Here is a 315-nt window from a genome sequence, read left to right as displayed (position 1 = left end):
GTACATAAACTCAGGATTTTTTGAGTTTGATAATGAATGACGGCCTGTACTTTGAAAGTGTGGGTCTTTTTCTTGCCGCTATAGCTTTTCTTTTGTTTTTTTAGGCCTTTGGATTGGAATTTCTGTGGCATCTACAATCACCACATTCCAGTCAATGCCTTCGCCCTCGGGTAAATCTTTGGGTAAATTAAATAAATTGGACTTGATTAAGCAGTCCTCTACATGACGTACGATTCTTGAAGCAGTGGGCTCTGACACGCCATAACTTGTTGCGACATGGAACAAGGTTCGGTATTCACGCCAATAACTTAAGCA

Annotated in this window: 1 protein-coding gene; it reads right to left on the bottom strand. The window is 40.6% G+C overall.

Going from position 1 to position 315, the window contains the following annotated elements:
- Window positions 1–78: 78 nt before the first annotated feature.
- Window positions 79–315, bottom strand: a 237-nt coding sequence (locus NO346_RS14730) for a transposase family protein (RefSeq protein WP_256415606.1), incomplete at its 5' end; no start/stop codon positions are given.

Source organism: Acinetobacter sp. 5862, assembly GCF_024494585.1.
Classification (GTDB): Bacteria; Pseudomonadota; Gammaproteobacteria; order Pseudomonadales; family Moraxellaceae; genus Acinetobacter.
This window is presented reverse-complemented; position numbering and strand designations above follow the sequence as displayed.